Source organism: Mucilaginibacter glaciei, assembly GCF_014773245.1.
Lineage (GTDB): Bacteria > Bacteroidota > Bacteroidia > Sphingobacteriales > Sphingobacteriaceae > Mucilaginibacter > Mucilaginibacter glaciei.
In genome coordinates, this window is sequence record NZ_JACWMX010000002.1 from 94235 (window position 1) to 110699 (window position 16465).

13 protein-coding genes are annotated in these 16465 nt (G+C 46.0%); all 13 read right to left on the minus strand.

All coding sequences use genetic code 11. The features are described from left to right. Positions 1–177: 177 nt before the first annotated feature. Positions 178–1770: a cell division protein FtsZ gene (gene ftsZ / locus IDJ76_RS05020; protein ID WP_191161402.1), complete on the minus strand. Its 1593-nt coding sequence runs from the start codon at positions 1768–1770 to the stop codon at positions 178–180. A 246-nt stretch (positions 1771–2016) separates the two neighbouring features. Then, positions 2017–3366 (minus strand): cell division protein FtsA, encoded by a 1350-nt coding sequence (gene ftsA, locus IDJ76_RS05025; RefSeq protein WP_191161403.1) that lies wholly within the window; start codon positions 3364–3366, stop codon positions 2017–2019. Positions 3367–3370: 4 nt separating this feature from the next. Further along, complete coding sequence (locus tag IDJ76_RS05030) at positions 3371–4429, minus strand: cell division protein FtsQ/DivIB (RefSeq protein WP_191161405.1); 1059 nt, start codon at positions 4427–4429, stop codon at positions 3371–3373. Continuing rightward, the gene (murC, locus tag IDJ76_RS05035; RefSeq protein WP_191161407.1) at positions 4422–5774 is read right to left on the minus strand and encodes a UDP-N-acetylmuramate--L-alanine ligase; all 1353 of its coding nucleotides are present in this window, start codon (positions 5772–5774) and stop codon (positions 4422–4424) included. Before murC ends, IDJ76_RS05030 begins: the two co-directional genes overlap by 8 nt. A gap of 49 nt (positions 5775–5823) precedes the next feature. Next, the gene (murG, locus tag IDJ76_RS05040; RefSeq protein WP_191161409.1) at positions 5824–6927 is read right to left on the minus strand and encodes an undecaprenyldiphospho-muramoylpentapeptide beta-N-acetylglucosaminyltransferase; all 1104 of its coding nucleotides are present in this window, start codon (positions 6925–6927) and stop codon (positions 5824–5826) included. A gap of 73 nt (positions 6928–7000) precedes the next feature. Next, positions 7001–8161 carry an FtsW/RodA/SpoVE family cell cycle protein gene (locus IDJ76_RS05045; protein WP_191161411.1) on the minus strand — a complete coding sequence of 387 codons (1161 nt, stop codon included), beginning with the start codon at positions 8159–8161 and terminating at the stop codon, positions 7001–7003. A 134-nt stretch (positions 8162–8295) separates the two neighbouring features. Further along, entirely contained in the window at positions 8296–9687 is a 1392-nt protein-coding gene (gene murD, locus IDJ76_RS05050) for a UDP-N-acetylmuramoyl-L-alanine--D-glutamate ligase (RefSeq protein WP_191161413.1), read from the minus strand. A 26-nt stretch (positions 9688–9713) separates the two neighbouring features. After that, positions 9714–10955 (minus strand): phospho-N-acetylmuramoyl-pentapeptide-transferase, encoded by a 1242-nt coding sequence (mraY, locus tag IDJ76_RS05055; RefSeq protein ID WP_191161416.1) that lies wholly within the window; start codon positions 10953–10955, stop codon positions 9714–9716. Positions 10956–11089: 134 nt separating this feature from the next. Beyond that, positions 11090–12550 (minus strand): UDP-N-acetylmuramoyl-L-alanyl-D-glutamate--2,6-diaminopimelate ligase, encoded by a 1461-nt coding sequence (locus tag IDJ76_RS05060; protein WP_191161418.1) that lies wholly within the window; start codon positions 12548–12550, stop codon positions 11090–11092. Further along, entirely contained in the window at positions 12547–14640 is a 2094-nt protein-coding gene (locus tag IDJ76_RS05065; RefSeq protein WP_191161420.1) for a penicillin-binding protein, read from the minus strand. The genes IDJ76_RS05060 and IDJ76_RS05065 overlap by 4 nt, the downstream gene beginning before the upstream one ends. Continuing rightward, positions 14637–15050: an FtsL-like putative cell division protein gene (locus IDJ76_RS05070; RefSeq protein WP_191161422.1), complete on the minus strand. Its 414-nt coding sequence runs from the start codon at positions 15048–15050 to the stop codon at positions 14637–14639. The genes IDJ76_RS05065 and IDJ76_RS05070 overlap by 4 nt, the downstream gene beginning before the upstream one ends. Next, the gene (rsmH, locus tag IDJ76_RS05075) at positions 15047–15949 is read right to left on the minus strand and encodes a 16S rRNA (cytosine(1402)-N(4))-methyltransferase RsmH (RefSeq protein WP_191161424.1); all 903 of its coding nucleotides are present in this window, start codon (positions 15947–15949) and stop codon (positions 15047–15049) included. The genes IDJ76_RS05070 and rsmH overlap by 4 nt, the downstream gene beginning before the upstream one ends. Then, the gene (gene mraZ, locus IDJ76_RS05080; RefSeq protein WP_191161426.1) at positions 15942–16406 is read right to left on the minus strand and encodes a division/cell wall cluster transcriptional repressor MraZ; all 465 of its coding nucleotides are present in this window, start codon (positions 16404–16406) and stop codon (positions 15942–15944) included. The genes rsmH and mraZ overlap by 8 nt, the downstream gene beginning before the upstream one ends. Positions 16407–16465 lie beyond the last annotated feature (59 nt).

Below are 16465 nucleotides of genomic sequence, written 5' to 3' on the forward strand. Positions count from 1 at the left end.
TATTACTTTTTAGAATAGATTATAACTTTACGGGAGAGTAAAGAGGAAGGAGCCAGGAATCAAGACTTTAGGCAAAGTAGTAATAAAAAAGGCTGCCTCATTATGATGGAGCAGCCTGATTTTTTAAAAACTAACAAGTTGCCTTGCCTCTTGGTTCTTTATATCTTGTATCTTTTATTAATCTACATTATCATGCAGAAACGAGTTGTTGTTCCTGATCTCGGTTTTACCATCGCTATCCGGCAGTAAAGAGAACCTGGAAATCTGGCTTTCATCAGATGCCGGGGTTTGCTGTAAAGCAATTTCTTTACGCTTATAAGCGGGGATGTTTTCCATCTCCTGGATATTGCCGTTACGCAGTTTCATGCTCAGGTCCTTTAAGCGCATGATCCGCTCACGCGATTTACGCAGTTGCTCTTCTATCGACTCATCCGTTTTATTCTCGTCGGCGTTAACCATTTCAGGTTCAGGCTCCGATTGTTTTACTTCGGCTTTTGCAGGCTCAAAGCTCATCACCGTTTCGGTTACCTTAAAGGTAAAGTCTGATGGCTCGTTGTCTTCCGGCATCGGCATTTCGTCGTTCAGGTCATACCTGACAACATTATCTTTTGCATCCTGTTCTTCGGCTTTGGCAAACAGGTCAAACAAACCGGTTTGTTTTGGCTCGTCTTTCAGTTTCATGAAAGGTGCAGTAGCCGTTTCTTCGTTATTTACCGGGGTAATAAATTCATTAACCGGCTTAACAAGCGGTGCGCTTTCGGGCACCAGCATTGATATGATCTTTTTGTTACTGATCTCCTGCTCGCGCTCATCTTTTGTCTGGAAACCTGTAGCTATGATGGTAACAGAAAGCTTTTCGCCTAAGTTTTCATCTACACAGTTACCCCAGATCAGGTCGGCAGCCAAACCGGCTTCTTCCTGTATATAATCGGTAATGATGCTCACTTCGTCCATGGTAACCTCTTTGGTACCCGAACTGATGTTTAATAATATGTAACGTGCACCTTCAATTTCATTGTCCTTTAACAGTGGAGAAGATAAAGCACCTTCCACGGCTTTTAAGGCACGGTTCTCGCCTTCGGCAGATGAACTACCCATGATCGATACGCCGCTGTCTTTCATCACCGTGCGCACATCCTTAAAATCCACGTTGATATAACCCGGCAACGTGATGATCTCGGCAATGCCCTTTGCGGCAGTTGTTAAGATATCATCGGCCTGGCCAAATGCAGAGCTCATGGTTAAGTTACCGAAAATCTGGCGAAGCCTGTCGTTTGAGATCACCAGGAACGAATCGACATATTTTTTCAATTCTTCCATCCCCGCGTCGGCCTGCATCTTACGGCGCTTGCCTTCAAAAGAGAATGGGGTAGTAATAATACCTACCGTTAATATGTCCAGCTCGCGGGCCGCTTTGGCAATGATAGGGCTTGCGCCTGTACCGGTACCCCCACCCATACCTGCCGTAATGAACAGCATTTTGGTGTTGGAGCCCAGCATTTGTTTAATATCGTCTATATTCTCTATAGCCGAGTTTTTGCCCACCTCCGGAATTGAGCCGGCACCCATGCCTTCGGTTAAACTTGCCCCTAACTGTACCTTGTTAGGGATAGGGCTTAACTCTAAAGCCTGGGCATCTGTATTGCAAATAATAAAGTCAACACCGGTGATCCCTTGCCTGTACATGTGGTTTACTGCGTTCCCGCCACCACCGCCAACACCAATTACTTTGATGATTGACGATTTTTCCTTTAACATCTCAAACTGCATATTCCTTGTTTTCAGCTAAATGTAACCTGATATTCAGATAGATTTTCTTATTGTAATGTTACCACTTTATCAACAGACTTTTTCCACATATGTGCATAATGTGGAAAAGTTTTTGGTTGTGAATAAGTTGGCCACACCCTGCCCTCGAAAGTAACTCACCCCGGCTTCGCTTCGCTGACCGACCCTCTCTGCTTCGCAAAGAGGGTTTTAAAAGCCCTCCCTTCCGGGCAGGGTTTGGTGAGGTTCCTATTTCAAAAAGTCCTCGTCCTTAATATCGTCTTTTATAAATTTCTTGCCTGATTCTAATATTTTACCCAACAGGCCAAATTTGCGGTCGTCGGTATATTTGGCTTTATCCTGTTTAACTACGGTAGCCGCCGGTGCCTGCGCCATATTATTGTATTCCATTTTCTGGATGCCCTTTATCAACAGGCCTATACCCGTAGCAAACGTCGGGCTTTGCAGCTCTTCGTAGGTACCTTTCGGCAATACCTCGTTCTTGGCCAGGTGCTCGTTAGGGTAACCCACGCGGCAATCTAACCCGGTTACGTATTCAATCAACTGGGTAAGGTGCTTTAACTGCGCACCACCCCCCGTTACTACGATACCTGCGATCAATTTCTTTTCGTAGCCGGATGACTTGATCTCGTAGTAAACATGCTCTACAATTTCTTCCATACGGGCCTGGATCACAAAGGCCAGGTTCTTTACCGAGATCTCTTTTGGTTCGCGGCCGCGCAGGCCGGGCACGCAAACAATCTCGTTCTCTTTATTTTCTTCGGCCAGGGCCGATCCGAACCTTACCTTTAGTTGCTCGGCTATGTTGCGCATTACAGAGCAGCCTTCGCGGATATCTTCCGTAACGCTGTTACCACCAAACGGGATAACCGCAGTATGGCGGATGATGCCTTCGTGGAAGATGGCCACATCGGTTGTACCACCACCAATATCAACCAGCACTACACCGGCTTCTTTCTCTTCGTCGCTTAAAACCGACTCTGAAGATGCCAGCGGCTCCAATATCAGTTCCTGGCTCTCCAGGTTGGCTTTGTTAACGCATTTTACAATATTTTTGATAGCAGTAACCTGGCCCGATATAATGTGGAAGTTAGCTTCTAAACGCACACCTGCCATACCGATAGGGTCTTTTACACCCGGCTCGTTATCTACCGTAAATTCCTGCGGCAATACATGGATGATCTCCTCGCCGGGGGGCATTACCAAGTTGTACATATCCTCCACCAGTTTATCTATATCCTTACGGCCTATCTCGCTTTGCAGGTCTTTACGGGTTATTAAACCGCGGTGCTGTAAACTTTTTATATGCTGCCCCGCTATACCTACATTTACTATCCTTATCTCCACGTTTGATTGGGAACCGGCCACATCTACTGCCAGGGTAATGCCCTGCACGGTTTTGTCGATGTTCGACACCATGCCACGGGTAACACCCGCAGATTCGGCCTTACCTATTCCCAAAACCTCAATTTTGCCATTCTTGCTTCTGCGGCCAACAATTGCGCAAATTTTAGTGGTGCCTATATCCAGCCCTACTACAATCGGCGAACTCTTTTCTGGTGTTGAACTTTTGTCCATATTGTTATTGTTTAATAGATGTCTTCTTCTCAGTTTTTTTTGCAGCGGGTTTAGCCGCTGCCGGTTTGTAATCTTTTTTTGGTGCCGCGGCTTTAATCACCTTTGGCTTATTTTCCGTTACCGGCTTGGCGGGTTTCATTACAACAGGTTCATTCTCCTTCGGCTCGTTAACTGCGTTACCTGCGGTCGAATCTGCCTGCGTCTTAACAGGACTGGCACTAACATGAACCACCGAATCGGCCAGGCGGGCTTTGTGTACCGCCGCAGATTTTAACGAGTCTTGCAATGTTTCGTTTTTTACTCCCACCACCTGGTTTGCATACTTGATATTGATCAGCTTATAAGCATCCCACCCTACCATTGGCAGGGCTTGTTTGTAAAAAACCATCAGGTTATTAAACTTCGCGCTTAATGAGTCGGCGTTACCTAACAAGATCCGCTGGTTACCTACGCGTGGTATCAATTCAATTTCGTGCTGCTCATTAATGTAGATCTGTGCTATCTGTGCATCCCAAAGCGAATCCTTGCGGATAAAGTCGGCTGTTTTAAAGATATCCCTTGCCAAAGCGGTATGCAATGAATCTACCTTGTTGGCAAAAAGCTCATCGATAAAACCATTAGCCGCCAATACCCTTGCAGTAAAGTTTTGCGAGAGCGGCATCTTTAGCCCGTGCTGGTCTACATAAAAATCCTGATCGAAGCGGTTCATCACCCGCAATATGGGCTGGCGCTGGCTCACCTCTACGTGGATCACCCCATCCATATCGGCATACACCTTTGCAAACTCAATAAATGGATTTGCCTTCAGTTTGTTTTCCAGATCATGAATATTAATCCTCTCAATTTTGCGGCCTACCAATGTGTGGCTGCTCATTTCTAAAATATTATCAATCTCCTGCCTGTCTATAAAGTACTGGCTGCCGGGAATGAACACTTTGATTGCCTTGCAGGTCATCTCCGCTTTTTTCACTTCAATGAAACTCATCAGTACCACCAATCCGGCCAGGCAGGTTGTCCATCCCAGGCCAATTAGTATCGGTTTCCAAATGCGTTTCTTAAACATCTAAAACATGTTTTAAAGGTTCAACCAAAGTATCTATATCGCCCGCGCCTACGGTGAGCAGCAGCTCGGGCATTTCATGCTGTATAATTTTAACCGCTTCCTGTTTGCCTACGAGGCGTTTATTCTCCAGTGTCATCCTGCTTAGGATCATATCACTGGTCACGCCTTCAATGGGTAACTCGCGGGCCGGGTAAATATCCAGTAGCAACAGTTCGTCGGCCATATCCAGTACTTCGGCAAAACCGTCCACAAAATCGCGGGTGCGGGTAAACAAATGCGGCTGGAACATCACCGTTAATTTTTTATCGGGAAACAACCTTTTTACCGATGTAATGGCAGCCCTTAACTCCTCCGGGTGATGTGCGTAATCGTCAATATAAATATGTTCAGTATTACGAATGATGTACTCAAACCTGCGTTTGATGCCTTTGAAGGATCCCAATGCCTCATGGATCGCCTCGGGCGACACCTCTACATGCAGGGCGGCTTCTATCGCGGCGGTGGCGTTTTCAATATTATGCACCCCGGCTATCCCCATTTTAATATCGGGGATGGATGTGGTGCCGTTGCTAAAATCAAAGTAAAAGTTACCCTCTTCTATCCGGATATTGGACGCTCTAGCACCAGCTTCGCTATCTATGGCATAAGTTAAACCTTCGCCTAACGGCAAGCCTTTTTTATAAATGAGCACACCACCCTGTTTCAATTGTGAAGCGAACAACTGGAACGACTCTGTTAGTTTGGCGTGATCGCCGTAGATGTCCAAATGATCAGCGTCCATCGAAGTGATTATGGCCACATCTGGGTGTAGGGTTAAGAACGAACGGTCATATTCATCGGCCTCTACCACTACAATGTTATTATTACCGTACAGCACGTTGGTCTGGTAGTTAGAGGATATACCCCCTAAAAATGCCGAGCAGTCTTTACCGGAATCTTTCAGGATATGCGCGATCATGCCCGAGGTAGTTGTTTTACCGTGGGTGCCTGCTACCGCAATGGTGAACATACCCCTGCTGATCAACCCTAATACCTGCGAACGTTTCTGTAATTCGAATCCTCTGTTCTGGAAATAATTTAAAATATCCGAATTTTTTGGTACCGCCGGTGTATATATGATCAGTGTGCTATCGCATGCCTCATGAAAGCTCATCGGGATCCAATCGTGCCTGTCTTCAAATACGATACGGATGCCTTCATTCTGTAACTTATCGGTCAGCGCGGTTGGCGTTTTATCGTAGCCACATACAATGCAGCCCAAATGGTGGAAATAGCGCGCCAGGCCGCTCATGCCTATGCCGCCGATCCCTACCAGGTAAACCCGTTGTATGTTGCTTAATTCCATTTTCTCGTTTTCAAAAAAGGCTATCCCCACACCTGCGGGGATTAGCCGATTAATTGTTGATTGTTATTTGGATAACCTCTTTCGCAATAACTTCGTCGGCATTGGGCAAAGCCAGTGCGCCTATGTTGTTGCTTAATGTTTTTTGTAAATCTTTATCTTCTAATAGCTCCAAAGCCCGGTCTACTAATTTTGATTCGGCATCCCTGTCGGCAACAAAAATTGCCGCATTGGTTTCTACCAGGGCCAGTGCGTTTTTAGTCTGGTGATCCTCGGCCACATTTGGCGATGGCACCAGTATCACCGGCTTTTTCACCACACATAATTCGGCAATGGTGCCCGCTCCCGCACGTGATATGATTACGTCTGCCGCGGCAAAGGCCAGGTCCATACGGTTCAAAAACTCTACCACGCAAATGGCTTCATTCCTGTCCGGGCCTAATTGCTCTCTAATTGATTTATAATAAAACTTACCCGTTTGCCAGATCACTTGTACATCTGCGGCGATCAGCTTATCGATCCCCGCCAGGATGCTGTTATTTAACGTACGCGCACCTAAACTGCCACCCGTTATCAGGATGGTTTTTTTGAAAGACGATAACTTAAACAGCGCCAGCGCCTGCATGTGTTTACCCGCGATATTTACCGACTCCTTACGAATAGGGTTACCGGTTTTGATGATCCTGTCGAAAGGGAAGAACTTTTCCATTCCATCAAACGCTACACATATCTTTTTGGCCTTTGCGCCTAACCATTTATTGGTAATGCCCGCATAAGAGTTTTGTTCCTGGATCAGCGTCGGGATACCCTTTAATGAGGCTGCATATAACAGCGGACCGGAAGCATAACCGCCAACACCAACCGCGGCATCGGGCTTAAAATCTTTAATGATCTGCATGGCCTTGCGCACGCTCCTCAATAATTTGATAGGGAACATCACGTTTTTCCAAAGCGATTTACGCTGGATGCCCTGGATATCTAACCCGATGATCTTATAACCTGCCGCCGGTACTTTTTCCATCTCCATACGGCCGGCTGCGCCTACAAATAAGATTTCGGTAGCAGGATCGAGCTTTTTTAAAGCATTGGCTATAGCAATAGCCGGGAAGATATGCCCACCCGTACCGCCGCCGCTAATGATTATCCTTTTGCTCATCCTGATATATTCTAAAGCTTAAAATCTAAACCTTAATTAAATTCGAAATCGAAAATCCGATATTCGAAATAAACTATGCTACTTCCCTAATTTCTCCTACTACTACCTTCTTCGGCTCATCGATATCACGGCTAACGGATAGGATGATGCCAAACGCAATACTGGTAAATAGTATGGATGTACCACCCATACTTACCAATGGCAACGGCACACCCGTTACAGGCCCCAACCCTACTGCAACAGCCATATTGGCAAATGCCTGGATGGTTAAGCTAAAGCTTAAGCCCGCCGCCAACAACGCCCCAAAGGCTTTCGGAGCCTTCGTGACAATTTTTATGCATCGATATAAAAGGAACAGATAGATCCCTACCAATGCAAATCCGCCTATTAACCCATATTCCTCCACAATAGTGGCATAAATAAAATCCGAATAAGGATGCGGTAAATAATTGCGCTCGGTACTGTTACCCGGTCCTTTACCCATTACCCCACCTGTGGCGATAGCGATCTTGGAGTGATCTGACTGGAAAGATTTATCCTTATCTACGGTCTCGGGATGCATAAACGTATGGATACGAGAAACATATGTTTTACGACGCGGCCCCAAAAATACAACTCCCGATAACAACACCGCTCCTGCCAGGCAAACCACCGCGATCTGCTTGATACTGATACGACCGATGATGAGCAATAAAATACTTACCCCAAACAGCATCAACGCAGTAGAAAGGTTAGCCAGTGCGATCAATATAAAAACCACACAAACCGAGCCCATGATCGGGATGAACGATTGCTTTACATCCTTAATATTTTCCTGCTTGCGCGATAATGTACGCGCCAAGTAAGTGATCAACGCCAGTTTAGCTAAATCGGACGTTTGGAACGTTAAACCCGTACCGGGGATAGCTATCCAGCGGCTGGCATCATTCACGTGGTTACCAAATAACAACGTGTACAATAACAGTGGTATAGTAATAGCCATCAATATCTTAGAGATCCCTGCATACCAGCGGTAGTCTAATTTGTGCGATACGTACATCAGCGCGATACCGCCCAATATCATGGCCATGTGCTTCACGAGATATGATTCGTTAGACTTATCGTGCTTGTAAGCCAGCGTACCCGTAGAGCTGTATACTGCCAGCAACGACAGTACCGACAGCAAGATGACGATCAGCCAGATCCAGCGGTCACCCTTTAAATTACTGAGTACGTTTCCTATTACCTGATTCATATGCTTAATGTATGTGCAGATATGCGAATGTGCAGATGTGCAGATATTTTTTTAATGTGTTGATGAAATTATTTTTCCTAATACTGTTATTATCGATTTTATCATTTTTTAATCTGGCACATCTGCACATCTTTCTACAGTTCCTTCACCGCTTCCTTAAATTGCCTTCCGCGGTCTTCGTAGTTCTTGAACAGGTCGAAACTCGCACATGCCGGTGACAATAAAACCGTGTCGCCTTTTTCTGCCAGGTGATAGGCTACTGTAGCTGCCTCTGCTGCTGATGCCGTGTTTACGATCACATCCACATCATCCTCAAAGGCTTCGTGGATGCGTTTGTTATCCTTACCCAAACACACTATAGCTTTAACTTTTTGTTTAACTAATGGTTTAAGCATCTCGTAATCGTTACCCTTATCAACACCGCCTAAAATCAGTACTACATCGGTGGTCATACTCTCCAGCGCATACCAGGTAGAATTCACGTTGGTAGCCTTAGAATCATTGATGAAGCTGATGCCCGAGATCTTACCCACCGACTCCAGCCTGTGCTCGATATTGCGGAAGTTGCCCATGCTCTCTCTCATCGTTTCGTTGCGCAGCTCTAAAACCTTGGCAACTATACCAGATGCCATTGAGTTGTAAATGTTGTGCTTTCCCTGCAGGGCCAGATCGTTAATTGACATTGTAAAATGTTCTTGTGTTGCGTTGATGACAATATTGTCCTTATCGAGATATGCTCCCGTTTCAATCTTTTTTTCAATAGAAAATGGCAGCTGCTGCGCTGCTATTTCTTTGCCTTCCATCACTTTTAAAGTCTCCGCATCGTCTGCGCAGTAAATGAAATGGTCGGCAGCTGTCTGGTTCTGCGTAATCTTAAATTTAGATGCCGCGTAGTTCTCCAGCTTGTAATCGTACCTGTCCAGGTGATCGGGCGTGATATTCAACAACACCGCAATATCTGCCCGGAACTTGTACATGCTATCCAACATAAAACTGCTGATCTCCAGCACATAGTAATCGTACTTTTCGGTAGCCACCTGGTAAGCGAAGCTTTTACCAATATTACCGGCCAGGCCAACATTTAACCCACCGTTCTTTAAAATATGATAAGTCAAGCTCGCCGTAGTCGTTTTACCGTTAGATCCTGTAATGCAGATCATTTTGGCATCGGTATACCGGCCTGCAAACTCAATCTCGGATATCACCGGGATGTTATTTGCAACCAGCTTTTTCACTATTGGCGCCTTATCCGGGATGCCGGGGCTTTTCACCACTTCCGCAGCACTCAATATTTCCGCTTCGGTATGGCCGTTCTCCTCAAACTTCACATTCCAGCTTTGTAACTGTTGCTTATAATGATCGGCTATCGACCCAAAATCTGATACAAAAACATCATACCCCTTTTGCAAAGCCAGGTATGCCGCCCCAACACCGCTTTCGCCGGCGCCAAGTATGGCAAGCCTCACCCCAGCCCTCTCCAAGAGAGAGGGAGCAGGATTGGTCGATATGTCTTTGTTCTCATCCATTCTAACTAATCTCTATTCTCTAATCACTAACGAAGCTTAAGCGTTATCACTGTGATGATGGCCAGGAAAATACAGATGATGTAAAACCTGGTCACGATCTTCGACTCATGAAAACCCTTCTTTTGGTAATGGTGGTGCAGCGGTGCCATCAGGAAAACCCTACGGCCCTCGCCAAAACGTTTTTTGGTGAACTTGAACCAACCTACCTGTATAATTACCGACATGTTTTCGATCACGAAAACACCGCACAGTACCGGGATCAATAATTCCTTACGGATAATAATGGCAAATACCGCGATGATACCCCCTATAGCCAGACTGCCGGTATCGCCCATAAAAACCTGCGCCGGGTAGGAGTTATACCACAAAAAGCCTACACAAGCCCCAACAAATGCACCGGCAAATATTACCAGCTCGCCCGAGTTGGGGATGTACATAATGTTCAGGTAATCGGCAATCATGGTGTTACCCGATACATAGGCCAGTATAGCCAGCGTTAAGCCGATAATGGCCGATGTGCCCGTTGCCAGTCCGTCTATACCATCGGTAATATTAGCCCCGTTAGATATAAAAGTGATAATGATGATCACGAAGAACATGAAAACCATCAGCGCGTAATGCTCGTAACCTGGGCCCAAAAACTTTAACACCTTGCCGTAGTCAAACTCATTGTTCTTGTAAAACGGCATCGTGGTTTTGGTCGATTTGATATCCTGGGTCAGTACCTGCTTTTCGCCGCGCATGTGAAAGTCAACCGGTACATCATACTTAACCGGCAGCTTTACTTCCTGGCGCATGGTGATGCTGGTATTGAAATACATCGTCCACCCTATAAATAGCGCTAAACCTACCTGACCGGTTATTTTAAACCTGCCGGCAAGGCCTTCCTTATTCTTTTTAAATACCTTAATATAATCGTCCAGGAAACCGATAGCACCCAGCCAGATGGTAGTTACCAGCATCATGATGATGTAAATGTTATCGATCTTAGCAAACAGCAACGTAGGGATCAGAATGCCTAACAAAATGATGATACCCCCCATTGTAGGTGTGCCAGATTTTTGCATCTGGCCTTCTAAACCTAAGTTCCTCACCGTTTCACCTACTTGTTTAAAACGCAGATAATCAATCAGTCTGCGGCCATAAACCGTAGTAACCAGCAACGATACGATTACCGCCATAGCCATACGGAAGGTGATGTACTGAAACACCCCCAATCCCGGAATGCTGTAGTTTTTGTATAGGTAAGTGAATAAATAGTATAGCATTTTTGCTTGGTTGTCTTTATTGGTTATTCTCTCTATTTGTCATTGCGAACGTAGTGTGGCAATCAACTCACGTGCAAAGCGGCCCTTGCTTATCGGGGATTGCTTCGTTCCTCGCAATGACGCGCGGCGCACACCTACTGCATTTCTTTAAATTGGTTCAACAATTCTTCCATATCGTCAAAATGGTTTTTAACGCCGTTAATGTCCTGGTACTTTTCGTGGCCCTTGCCTGCTAACAGGATAATATCTCCCGGCTGTGCAAACATGCAGGCCGTTTTTATGGCCTCGCGCCTGTCGGCAATACTTACGGTATGGCGTTTAAAGGCTGGGTCTACACCTGCTTCCATATCTTTAATGATCTGGGCCGGGTCTTCGGTACGCGGGTTATCTGATGTCAGGATCAGCTTATCGCTCCACTCGCTTGCCACTTTGGCCATTATCGGGCGTTTGGTTTTATCCCTGTCGCCGCCGCAGCCTATTACGGTGATTACCTTTTCACTTCCTTTGCGGATATCGTGAATGGTGCTCAACACATTTTGTACAGCATCTGGCGTATGGGCGTAATCAACAATACCGATCACCTTATTTGGCGACATAATGTATTCAAACCTGCCCTCGGCACCTGTCAATTTGCTCAGACTAACCAGTACCTTCGACCGGTCCTGCTCCAGCAGCATAGCAGCCGCGTAAACGGCTAAAAGGTTATAGGCATTAAATGTCCCAACCAGTTTAAACCAAACTTCTTCGTTATCTATATTCAGCAGCAAGCCGCCAAACTGATTCTCTATAATGCGGGCCTTATAATCGGCCATACTTTTTAGTCCGTAGGTTTTTTTGTGTGCCGATGTATTTTGCAGCATCACGTTACCATTCTTATCGTCGCCGTTAGTCAAGGCGAAGGCGCTTTTTGGCAAACCGTCAAAGAATGCTTTTTTGGCTTTCAGGTACGCATCAAATGTTTTATGATAATCTAAATGGTCGTGCGTTAAGTTGGAGAAGATACCACCAGAAAAACGCAGGCCTTCTATTCTATGCTGCGCAACCGCGTGGGAGCTTACTTCCATAAAGCAGTAATCGCAACCCTCGTTAACCATTTCGGCCAGTAGCTCGTTCAGCGCAACCGGATCAGGCGTAGTATGGGTGGATGCTACAATACGGCCATTCACCTGGTTCTCCACCGTAGAGAGCAGGCCGCATTTATACCCCATATCACGGAATAGCTTATATAACAGCGTGGCGATAGTAGTTTTACCGTTTGTACCGGTAACCCCCACCAGTTTTAAGTTGGATGATGGGTTCTCGTAAAAGTTTGCAGCGATAGTGCCCAGGGCCTTCGCCGAACTGGCCACCATTAAAAAATCAACCTCGCCTGCGGTATGGGCGGGCAAGTCCTCACAAATTATGCAGATCGCGCCTGCTTTTATAGCCTGGTCTATATAGTCGTGCCCGTCAACAGCGGTACCTTTAATGGCTACATACATACAGCCCGGCACCACTTTACGCGAATCGAACACAATGGCAGTGATCTCTACATCGGCACTGCCCTGTAGTTCGGTAAACGCTACCCCCTCAATAATATCGCTCAAATATCTCATTGCAGTTCTATTGTTATTTTTGAACCCTTTGGTATCTGGCTTCCGCCCGTTACCGATTGCCTATCAACCGAGCCGCTACCCATTACTTTTACTTTATAACCGGCATTGCCTAAAGCAAATAAGGCATCGCTTAAACCCATCCCGGTCACATTAGGCACGGTGCCTGTTTTATACTTATTATCTTCGGCAGCTATACCGTTGCTGGTATCAATACCGGCATTGGTTGATGCGTACAATGGCTTAACGCCTAATTTGTCGTACACCTTTTTAAGGGCTTTTAAATTACCTTGCTTAAATTTTGGCAATGTGGTATTACCTACCAGGGTCATCGGCGTACGCTCAATCTTCATATCGCTGGCGTAAACCTTCTCGCAGATCTCTTTAAAGGCCGGGCCCGCGGTTGATGCCGCGTAGTAACCGTTTTTAGGGTCGTTTATGACCACGATCAATGAATATTTAGGATGATCTGCCGGGAAGTAACCGCAAAATGACGACTGATACTGTTTTTTACCTTTATAACCATTGCGGCCGTCGGCAACCTGTGCGGTACCTGTTTTACCCGCAATTTTGAACATGGCACTTTTTACATTGGTTTTACCCGTACCCTCGCTTACCACACCCTCCAGCATTTCTTGCATTTTCTTGAGCGTAACATCGCTGCACATCTTCTCGTTGATCACGTGCGTATGGAACTGCTCGATGGTATTACCCAACCTACGGATCTCCCTTACAAACAGCGGCGACACATATTTGCCGTTGTTAGCTATCGCGTTATAAAACGATAGCATTTTTAAAGGCGTAAGCTGCATTTCGTAACCATAGGCCATTTGCGGCAGGGTCATATATTTATTCCAGCTGGTATTTTTCGGGTTCTTCACCACCGGCTGTGCTTCGCCGGGGATCTGAAGAATGAATTTCTGGTTCAGGTGCCAATCGTAAAGATGATCTGTAAATTGCGACTGATTATTGGTGTAATGCTTATTAACCAATGAAGCTACCGCGGCGTTAGATGATTCTTCGAACGCCCTTTTAACCGATACGGTACCGATGCTACCGTGCGAATCTTTGATAATGTGGCTGTTACCGGGGATCTTATAATTTTCGGTACTCACCATTGTGCTGGTATCTACCTTTTTATCATCAAGCAAGGCCATGTACGATGCCACCTTAAAGGTAGACCCCGGATCCTGGTTACCCGCTATAGCATAATTGAATTTCTCCTGGAAACTGCCATCGGGCATCCTAGTGTAGTTAGCCACCGCGCGGATCTCGCCGGTTGCCACTTCCATCAAAATAACTGTACCGTGGTCCGCATTGCTCTTAACCAATTGTTTTTCTAAAGCAGTTTGTGCTATATCCTGAAAGTTAATATCGATAGTTGATATGATATCGGCACCCTCTTTTGGCGCTATCTCGTCATCGTCGTTCACCGGTTGCCAAACGTTACCTGCTATCCGCTGCTCTAAACGTTTGCCGCTTTCGCCGTTGATGTAGGAAGAGTAAGCACCTTCTAAACCTACGGCATTGCTTACATTTTCGTTCTTATAGCCAATGGTACGCGCCGCCAATGAGCGGAACGGGTGGATACGTTTATTTTGAGGGACGATGATTAGCCCGCCTTTGTACTTGCCCAAACTAAAAATAGGGAACTTGCGGATCTCTTTTAATTCGCGGTAGGTAACCTTGCGCCTAACAAGCTGATACCGCGAACTGTCTTTACGGGCATCCCTAAACATCCTCGAATATTCCTTCGCCGACTTGTCTTTATATACGGACGCCATTTTCATTGAAAGCGAATCTATCTTCTCGTCAAAAACCTTTTCATCGGCAATACCGGCAGCCAGCATGTCCATGTGCAACTCATACTCAGGTACAGATGTTGCCAGCAGGCTGCCATCTACCGAATAAATATTACCCCTTGCCGCTTCGATGGTTTTATACCGGGTAGACATGGTTTTAGCCATAGCCTTCCACTTATCGCCCTGGGCAAATTGCACACGGCACAACTGGAATACCACCGCTGCCGCAAAAAGCAGGATCAACCCAAACGCCAGGTAAACCCTTAGCAATATGTTAGTTCTTATGCTCATTCCTGTGCATCCTCCTTTACTGTAATTTTTTGTGGCGCTACTTCCGGTGCGTGTATACCCAATGTATCTGCACGCTTTGCCACCTCGGTAAGTGTGCTTTTAAAGGCTAATTCGGCCTTGCTGCTTTTATATTCCCAGCTAAGTTCCTTTACCTCTTTGCTTATTTTATCAATATCGCGTACGGTGTTTTCAGATATGTGCCTGTTGGCGATGTAAAACATGCCCAACAAGGCAACAAAAAATATAAACGGCAGCGCACGGGTAGCATCATCTATAGTGATGGTACCTTTATTAAACAATTGCGTAAAAAAGTTATCGGGAAGTTCCTTTACAGGTTTCTCCTCAACGATCAGTTTTTTTTCGGCAACTGCTTCCTCTTCCTGAATTTCTGTACGTAAACGATTGGTCATCTTTTTACAGCTATTCTTAGTTTAGCGCTGCGCGCCCTGTTATTGTTAATTATCTCTTCGTCGGTAGCCGTTACCGCGCCGCGGGTAACCGCATCAAACGGGCGGTTATCATTACCGTACAGGTCTTTCTCCAGCTCGCCGCTGAACTTGCCCTTGGCAATAAAATTCTTTACCAGCCTGTCTTCTAAAGAATGGTACGACATGACTACCAGCCTGCCGCCCGGGGCCAATACATCGGTTGTTTGCAATAAAAATTCCTTTAACGCCTCCAGCTCCTGGTTTACCTCGATACGCAGCGCCTGGAAAACCTGCGCCAGATACTTGTTCTCCTTACCGCGGGGGATCAGGTTAATGATCGCATTCTTTAAATCGGCAACGGTTATAATTGGGCCGTTCAACCGCGCGGTTATGATGGTTTTAGCTAACGACTTTGCATTTTGGATCTCGCCATACATCCCGAAGATGCGGTGTAAATCTGCTTCGCTATAATTGTTTACTATCTCTTTAGCGCTCAAGTCCGACTGCTGGTTCATGCGCATATCCAGCTCGGCATCAAAACGGATAGAAAACCCGCGCTCGGCCTGGTCAAACTGGTAGGATGATACACCCAGATCTGCCAGGATCCCATCAACCGGGATAGCATCATGCAGCCGTGTAAAATTCTTCATGTAACGGAAGTTTTGGTCTATGAAGGTAAACCTGTCATCTGCAATCTCGTTTCGCTGTGCATCCACATCCTGGTCAAATGCTAATAACCGGCCATCTTTCCCCAGGTGCTTCATGATCTCGCGCGAGTGGCCACCACCGCCAAAGGTTACATCCACATAAGTACCGTTAGGCTTAATGGCTAAACCTTCTATACATTCCTGCAGCATCACCGGGGTATGGTAATTACTCATTATTAGCCCTCCCCTTATTCGCCATTACCTGCTCGGCCAGTTCGGCAAAGTTCTCCGGCTCGTCGTTGATCATTTGCTGGTGGGCTGCCTTATCCCAAAGCTCCACCTTGTTCAACATGCAATTCAAAACCACCTCTCCGGTAATACCGGCATAGTCGGTAAGATTTTTGGGCAAGTTAACCCTGCCGGCCGCATCGGGCATCAAAGTTGTCGCGCCGGCGGTAAAATATCTCACAAACTTTACAGCATTCCTGTCATATTCGTTAAGTTTGCTTAGTTCATCCAACTTTTTGTCCCACTCGGTTTTGGTGTAAATAACAAGATACTTTTCGAGGCCGCGATTGATCACAAGGCCCTCATCATCAGCTTCAGGAAGCTGCTTTTTGAGGCCCGTGGGGATCATCATCCGCCCCTTGGCATCCAGTTTACATTCAAATTCTCCGGTTAAGTAAGGCATTCTTGTGGCTGTACAATTTTTGTAACGTAAAAGTAGATTACTTTTACCACTTATTACCA

Excerpts from the sequence above, each read along its gene's own strand:
- ftsZ (WP_191161402.1), bottom strand. The coding sequence starts at position 1,770 with ATGCAGTTTGAGATGTTAAAGGAAAAATCGTCAATCATCAAAGTAATT.
- ftsA (WP_191161403.1), bottom strand. The coding sequence starts at position 3,366 with ATGGACAAAAGTTCAACACCAGAAAAGAGTTCGCCGATTGTAGTAGGG.
- IDJ76_RS05030 (WP_191161405.1), bottom strand. The coding sequence starts at position 4,429 with ATGTTTAAGAAACGCATTTGGAAACCGATACTAATTGGCCTGGGATGG.
- murC (WP_191161407.1), bottom strand. The coding sequence starts at position 5,774 with ATGGAATTAAGCAACATACAACGGGTTTACCTGGTAGGGATCGGCGGC.
- murG (WP_191161409.1), bottom strand. The coding sequence starts at position 6,927 with ATGAGCAAAAGGATAATCATTAGCGGCGGCGGTACGGGTGGGCATATC.
- IDJ76_RS05045 (WP_191161411.1), bottom strand. The coding sequence starts at position 8,161 with ATGAATCAGGTAATAGGAAACGTACTCAGTAATTTAAAGGGTGACCGC.
- murD (WP_191161413.1), bottom strand. The coding sequence starts at position 9,687 with ATGGATGAGAACAAAGACATATCGACCAATCCTGCTCCCTCTCTCTTG.
- mraY (WP_191161416.1), bottom strand. The coding sequence starts at position 10,955 with ATGCTATACTATTTATTCACTTACCTATACAAAAACTACAGCATTCCG.
- IDJ76_RS05060 (WP_191161418.1), bottom strand. The coding sequence starts at position 12,550 with ATGAGATATTTGAGCGATATTATTGAGGGGGTAGCGTTTACCGAACTA.
- IDJ76_RS05065 (WP_191161420.1), bottom strand. The coding sequence starts at position 14,640 with ATGAGCATAAGAACTAACATATTGCTAAGGGTTTACCTGGCGTTTGGG.
- IDJ76_RS05070 (WP_191161422.1), bottom strand. The coding sequence starts at position 15,050 with ATGACCAATCGTTTACGTACAGAAATTCAGGAAGAGGAAGCAGTTGCC.
- rsmH (WP_191161424.1), bottom strand. The coding sequence starts at position 15,949 with ATGAGTAATTACCATACCCCGGTGATGCTGCAGGAATGTATAGAAGGT.
- mraZ (WP_191161426.1), bottom strand. The coding sequence starts at position 16,406 with ATGCCTTACTTAACCGGAGAATTTGAATGTAAACTGGATGCCAAGGGG.